Below are 5777 nucleotides of genomic sequence, written 5' to 3'. Positions count from 1 at the left end.
AGATCGCCGCCTCCAAGGCGCCGAAGTTCTCCGCCGGCAAGGCCCTCAAGGACGCCGTCAACGGCAAGGCCGAGTAACGGCGCCGATTTGCCCCTCTCCCTCCTGGGGAGAGGGGATTTCACCACCCGCTCAATGCGGGTTCGCCGGTCCCGGCGTGGCGTCGGCCAGCCAGCGGCCGAGCGGGTCGTCGCTTTCGTTGCCCGTTTCGTTGGACGCTTCGCTCCAGCCCGGCGGGACGCCGTCCATGTTCGGCAGGCGGTGGGCGATGCCCTTGTGGCAATCGATGCAGGTGCGTTGCCCGCTGAACAGATATTGCTGATGGATGCGCGCCGCCCGCGCCCCCTGCTTGGTGATGTCCATTGATTCCGCGCTGTGGCAATTGCGGCATTCCAGGGAATTGTTCGCCTTCAGCCGCGCCCACTCATGCTCGGCCAGCTCGCGCCGCTTCTCCACGAACTTGTCGCGCGTGCTGATGGTGCCGAAGATCTTGCCCCAGACCTCCTTCGAGGCCTGCATCTTGCGGGCGATCTTGTCGGTCCAGTTGTGGGGGACGTGGCAGTCCGGGCAGGTCGCCCGCACGCCGGAGCGGTTGGTGAAGTGGATGGTGGTCTTCAGCTCCTCGAACACATTGTCCCGCATCTCGTGGCAGCTCGTGCAGAACTTCTCGGTGTTGGTGACCTCCAGGGCGGTGTTGAAGCCGCCCCAGAACATCACGCCGGCTAGGAAGCCGCCCAGCGTCAGGAAGCCCAGGCTGAGGTAACGGCTCGGCCCCGCGATGATCCGCCAGGGCCGCAGCAGGAAATCGGGCAGCTTCATCGCCGGTCACCCCCGTCCGACGGGCGGCTGATGAGGCTGTCCATGTCCCTGAAGGTGTTCGGGACGATGGGCTGCGCCACGGTCTGGGGGACATGGCACTGCGTGCAGAAATAGCGGCGCGGCGCCACCGCGCCCAGGGTCTGGCCTTCGCGGTCGACGTAGTGGGTGATGCTGATCATCGGCGCCTGAGTGGCCCCGGTGAACTGGCGGCTGTGGCAGGTCAGGCACTGGTTGTTGTTCAGGCTGATCTGATAATCGCGGATGTTGTGCGGGATGACCGGCGGCTGTTCCGGATAGTTGCGGGCGACCCGCCGGTCGTCGGTGACGTCGGCGGGGATCGGCGGGGCCGGGTCCTCGTCGGTGAACTGGATCGGCGGGCGGAAGGGTTCCCGGACCTGTCCGGTTCCCTGGGCGGCGAGCAGTGCCGGCACGAGGCAGGGCAGGGCCGCGGCCAGCACGAGCATGAGATGGCGGCGCATGGTTGCGGTCCTCCCTCAGACGGCCACGATCTTGACGGCGCACTTCTTGAAGTCCGTCTGCTTGCTGATCGGGTCGGTAGCGTCGAGCGTGCATTTGTTGATGAGTCGCGCCGAATCGAACCAGGGCACGAAGACCACGCCGCGCGGCGGCCGGTTGCGCCCGCGCGTCTCGACCCGCGTGCGCATCTCGCCGCGCCGCGACATCACCTTGACCTCCGAGCCGCGGCGCAGGCCGCGCGACTGCGCGTCGTCCGGATGCATGTAGACCAGCGCCATCGGCATGGCCTTGTAAAGTTCGGGCACCCGCATGGTCATGGAGCCGGAGTGCCAGTGCTCCAGCACGCGTCCCGTGACCAGCCATAGGTCGAAGTCCTTGTCCGGCGATTCCGCCGGGGGTTCGTAGGGGAAGGCGAACAGGTTGGCCTTGCCGTCCGGATTTCCGTAGAAGCGTACCCCCTCGCCCTTCGGGACGTATGGGTCGAGCCCCTCCCGGTAGCGCCACTTCGTCTCCTTGCCCTCAACCACCGGCCAGCGCAGCCCGCGCACCTCGTGATAGGTGTCGAAGGGCGCCAGATCGTGGCCATGGCCGCGCCCGAAGGCGGCGTACTCCTCGAACAGGCCTTTCTGCACGTAGAAGCCGAATTCCTTCGACTCCCGGTTCTCGTAGGCGGGGTCCAGCTCCGACACGGGGAAGCGGTCGACGTTGCCGTTGCGGAACAGCACGTCGAACAGGGTCTTGCCGCGGAAGTCGGGATTGGCGTCCAGGATCTCCTTCGGCCACACCTCGTCGGTGGTGAAGCGCTTGGAGAACTCCATGAGCTGCCAGAGGTCCGAGCGCGCCTCGCCCGGCGCGTTGACGAGCTGGTGCCAGAAATGGGTCCGCCGTTCGGCGTTGCCGTAGGCGCCCTCCTTCTCCACCCACATGGCGGCGGGCAGAATCAGGTCGGCGGCGGCGGCGGTCACCGTCGGGTAGGCGTCCGAGACGACGATGAAGTTCTCTGGATTGCGGTAACCGGGATAGGTCTCGTTGTCGCTGTTGGGCGCCGCTTGGAGGTTGTTGTTGACCATGATCCAGTAGGCGTTGAGCTTTCCGTCCTTCAGCATCCGGTCCTGCAGGACGGCGTGATAGCCGATCTTGCCGGGCAGCAGGCCCTTGGGGATCTTCCAGCCCTCCTCGACATGGGAGCGGTGGGTGGGGTTGGTCACCTGCATGTCGGCGGGCAGCCGGTGGGCGAAGGTGCCGACCTCGCGCGCCGTGCCGCAGGCTGAGGGCTGGCCGGTCAGCGAGAAGGGGCTGTTGCCCGGTTCCGAGATTTTTCCAGTCAGAAGGTGGATGTTGTAGACCATGTGGTTCACCCACACGCCGCGGACGTGCTGGTTGAACCCCATGGTCCACAGCGACATGACCTTGATCTTCGGGTCGGCGTACATCTCGGCGAGCGCCAGCAGCCGCTCCTTGGGGACCTTGCTCAGCTCCGCCACCTTCTCCAGCGTGTACTCGCTGACGAATGTGGAGAACTCGTCGAAACTCATGGGCTTGGAGTCGGTCGGGTCCTTGGCGTTGGCGGCGCGCACCTCCAGAACGCTTTCGGGGCGCAGGCCGTAGCCGATGTCCTTCTGCCCCAGGCGGAAGCTGCAATGCTTTTCGATGAACTCCTTGTTCACCCGCCCGGTCTGGATGATGTGGTTGGCGATGTAGTTCAGGATGGCCAGGTCGGTCCCCGGCTCGAAGATCATCGGGATGTCGGCCAACTCGAAGCTGCGGTGCTCGAAGGTCGATAGGACGGCCACCTTCACATGGTTGTGGGCCAGCCGCCGGTCGGTGATGCGGGTCCACAGGATGGGGTGCATCTCCGCCATGTTGGAGCCCCAGAGGACGAAGGCGTCGGCGTGCTCGAAATCGTCGTAGCAGCCCATCGGCTCGTCCATGCCGAAGGTGCGGATGAAGGCTACGGCGGCCGACGCCATGCAGTGGCGGGCGTTGGGGTCCAGATTGTTGGTGCGGAAGCCGGCGCGCATCAGCTTGGACGCGGCGTAGCCCTCCCAGATCGTCCATTGGCCGGACCCGAACATGCCGACGGCGTCCGGCCCCTTCTCCTTCAGCACCCGCTTCCATTGGCGGGCCATCTCGTCGAAGGCCTCGTCCCAGGAAACCGGGCGGAATTCCCCATCCTTGTGGTATTTGCCGTCGCGCATGCGCAGCAGAGGCTGGGTCAGCCGGTCCTGCCCGTACATGATCTTGGACAGGAAATAGCCCTTAACGCAGTTCAGGCCGCGGTTGACCTCCGCCTGCATGTCGCCGTGGGTGGCGACGACGCGGTTGTCCTTGGTGGCGACCATGACGCTGCATCCGGTGCCGCAGAAGCGGCAGGGCGCCTTGGACCAGGTGAGCTGGGCGTCCTCGCCCGCCACCATGGATTGTTGGGCCATGGCGGGCAGGCTGATGCCCCCCGCCGTGGCGGCGGCCGCGACCGCCTGCGCCTTGATGAAATCCCGCCGGTCAAGCATGGGTTCCTCCCCCTTTTTCTTGACGAATGTGAAATCCGGACGCGTCAACGCCGCGCCGTATCGACCTTCTCCGCGGTCCGGGCCGCCATCGGCTCGGCATGGTGGAAGACCATGACCGCCGACATCACGCCGGGCATCAGGTGGATGGCGGTCATGCGGTCGGCGATGCGGCCCTCGTGGGGGCCTTCCACGGTCACCACCATCCGGCCCCGCTCCTCCGCATGGACTTCCACGTCGCCCAGCGCGGCGACGGCGGCCCGCACGTCGGGGCTTCGCTCGGGCCGCAGATGGACGAGGATGGAGGCGATGTGCCATTCCGCCGGTGCTTCGGCCAATCGGTCGTGGGCTTCAGGGTGCATGGGCGGTCTCCGGTCCGGGGTGCAACGTGACGGCGTCGGCGGGGCAGGCGGCCAGACATGCGCCGCAGCCGGTGCAGGAGTCGTCCTCGACCACGGGGACCGCCACGCCGCCGGGCGCCAAGGCGAAGCGGATGGCCGATTCCGGACAGGCGTCGCGGCAGCTTCGGCAGACGACGCGGTTCATGGCGAGGCAGGATGGTCCAATGCGCACGGCCAGCGTCCAAGGGCTGGCGGCGACACGGTCGAAGACCGGCTCGGGGCAGGAATCGGCACAGGCCGCGCAGAAACTGCACTCGCCCCGCCGGAAATCGACCTCGGGAAAACCGCCGTCCCCCCGGCGGATGATCCCCTCGGGGCAGGCGTCGACGCAGGCACCGCAGCGCGTGCACAGGTCGGTGAAGCGCTCTGTCCGGGACCAGGGCGGGCGCAACGGTGCCGGCTCGGCGCGTCGCCGTCCGCGAAGAAAGCCTCGTCGCCCTAAGTCGATCGATTCATCGGCCATGGCACCGTACCCCTCAGACCGGGGGCGGACCAGGCGGACCCATGATGAGTTGCGACATCCAGACCAGGAAGCCGTAGCCGCCCACGACGGCGATCGACAGGATCGGCCAGATCACCACCGCCAGAACAAGGAACATGGCGATTTCCCGCCGCTTCGCGCCGGGATCGGGCAGGGGCGGGCTGGCGGCGGCGCGCGATGGGAAGCGGGCTGGGTCCGGTGAAAGGTCCGGAGAATGGCGGCGGCTCATGGCGGCTCCCGTTTTTGGCGGGCGATGGTGTTGCCGACAGCCGGGGAGGCGGTCGGACATCCCAACAACAGGTTGAGCGTCGCTTCTGTTCCATGCGGCCGAGCGTGCGATGGACACCGCCCCGGCGCGCCGCGGCATGGCCTTGGATACGGATGATTTGGGGCGCGAACTTTTTTTGAGGGTCCCCGGGATTAAGCGGGGCGCGGGATCGTAAACTGATTGAAGAGGGGATAAGGAGGTCGGACGGCCTTGGTGTGATTTGGGCCTCCGGATTGTTTATTTCCGATTCGTACAGGGCATGCAGATTGGATCGACTACGAGGTTGCTGATGATCTGAAGTTCTGTAAGATTGGAACAGCCGTTCTTGGTGTAACGGCTTCTCCACTGTTGTGATCGTAAGTGAAGCGAACTCAATCAGAGGCCGCGCCTGCTTTGGCGCGGCCTTTTTTTTGTCATTTACAAGTTATAGTACGAAAGTTTTGCTGCTTTGATGGTGCCATTCCGTAGGGCATACCTTGAACGATAGTTGCGACAGCGGGGATTAATTGTGCTGTGATTCCTGAAACGGATGTTGTGTTCCGCTGATTGTGTGGTATACCAAGTACGAAATGCGGAACACCAAGCCTCTCCCAACGGTGGCGGTGGTGCTCCCGCCAAAACGTGAAGGGCACGCAAGCCCCAGAGAAAAGGCAATGCGACAACAACCATCGGCCCCGCCCGGCTGAGTTGAGTGTTCGATCACCGCATTGGGGAGGAAGAGTAATGAGTCAGTCCATCGCTGCACCGCCTGGCGGCTCGCAGGCGCCCATTTCCGAAGGCGCGCGTTGGATGCAGATCGTCGTCGGCATCGTCTGTATGGTGGCCGC

At 65.4% G+C, this 5777-nt stretch carries 6 protein-coding genes; all 6 read right to left on the bottom strand.

The annotated features are described in order from the left end of the window. Window positions 1-129 precede the first annotated feature (129 nt). From Q4I23_RS29950 to napE, 6 genes are read right to left on the bottom strand one after another with little or no spacing between them, the layout of a single operon-like run. Window positions 130-816 (bottom strand): NapC/NirT family cytochrome c, encoded by a 687-nt coding sequence (locus tag Q4I23_RS29950; protein ID WP_454016178.1) that lies wholly within the window; start codon window positions 814-816, stop codon window positions 130-132. After that, on the bottom strand, window positions 813-1295 hold the full coding sequence (locus tag Q4I23_RS29945; protein WP_237907370.1) for a nitrate reductase cytochrome c-type subunit: 483 nt from the start codon (window positions 1293-1295) through the stop codon (window positions 813-815). The genes Q4I23_RS29950 and Q4I23_RS29945 overlap by 4 nt, the downstream gene beginning before the upstream one ends. Window positions 1296-1310: 15 nt before the next feature. Beyond that, window positions 1311-3803 carry a periplasmic nitrate reductase subunit alpha gene (gene napA / locus Q4I23_RS29940; RefSeq protein ID WP_498528638.1) on the bottom strand — a complete coding sequence of 831 codons (2493 nt, stop codon included), beginning with the start codon at window positions 3801-3803 and terminating at the stop codon, window positions 1311-1313. A gap of 44 nt (window positions 3804-3847) precedes the next feature. Then, window positions 3848-4162, bottom strand: a complete 315-nt coding sequence (locus Q4I23_RS29935; RefSeq protein ID WP_454016175.1) for a chaperone NapD — start codon at window positions 4160-4162, stop codon at window positions 3848-3850. Then, window positions 4152-4664, bottom strand: coding sequence for a ferredoxin-type protein NapF (napF, locus tag Q4I23_RS29930; RefSeq protein WP_498528637.1), 513 nt, complete (start codon window positions 4662-4664; stop codon window positions 4152-4154). The genes Q4I23_RS29935 and napF overlap by 11 nt, the downstream gene beginning before the upstream one ends. 13 nt (window positions 4665-4677) lie before the next feature. Beyond that, window positions 4678-4911 (bottom strand): periplasmic nitrate reductase, NapE protein, encoded by a 234-nt coding sequence (napE, locus tag Q4I23_RS29925; protein ID WP_498528636.1) that lies wholly within the window; start codon window positions 4909-4911, stop codon window positions 4678-4680. Between the last annotated feature and the right edge of the window lie 866 nt (window positions 4912-5777).

It is taken from the genome of Azospirillum sp. UFLA03-27 (genome assembly GCF_059803775.1).
Note: the sequence above shows the minus strand (reverse complement) of the source record. Positions and strands in the feature narration are given on the sequence as shown.

Excerpts from the sequence above, each read along its gene's own strand:
- Q4I23_RS29950 (WP_454016178.1), bottom strand. The coding sequence starts at position 816 with ATGAAGCTGCCCGATTTCCTGCTGCGGCCCTGGCGGATCATCGCGGGG.
- Q4I23_RS29945 (WP_237907370.1), bottom strand. The coding sequence starts at position 1,295 with ATGCGCCGCCATCTCATGCTCGTGCTGGCCGCGGCCCTGCCCTGCCTC.
- napA (WP_498528638.1), bottom strand. The coding sequence starts at position 3,803 with ATGCTTGACCGGCGGGATTTCATCAAGGCGCAGGCGGTCGCGGCCGCC.
- Q4I23_RS29935 (WP_454016175.1), bottom strand. The coding sequence starts at position 4,162 with ATGCACCCTGAAGCCCACGACCGATTGGCCGAAGCACCGGCGGAATGG.
- napF (WP_498528637.1), bottom strand. The coding sequence starts at position 4,664 with ATGGCCGATGAATCGATCGACTTAGGGCGACGAGGCTTTCTTCGCGGA.
- napE (WP_498528636.1), bottom strand. The coding sequence starts at position 4,911 with ATGAGCCGCCGCCATTCTCCGGACCTTTCACCGGACCCAGCCCGCTTC.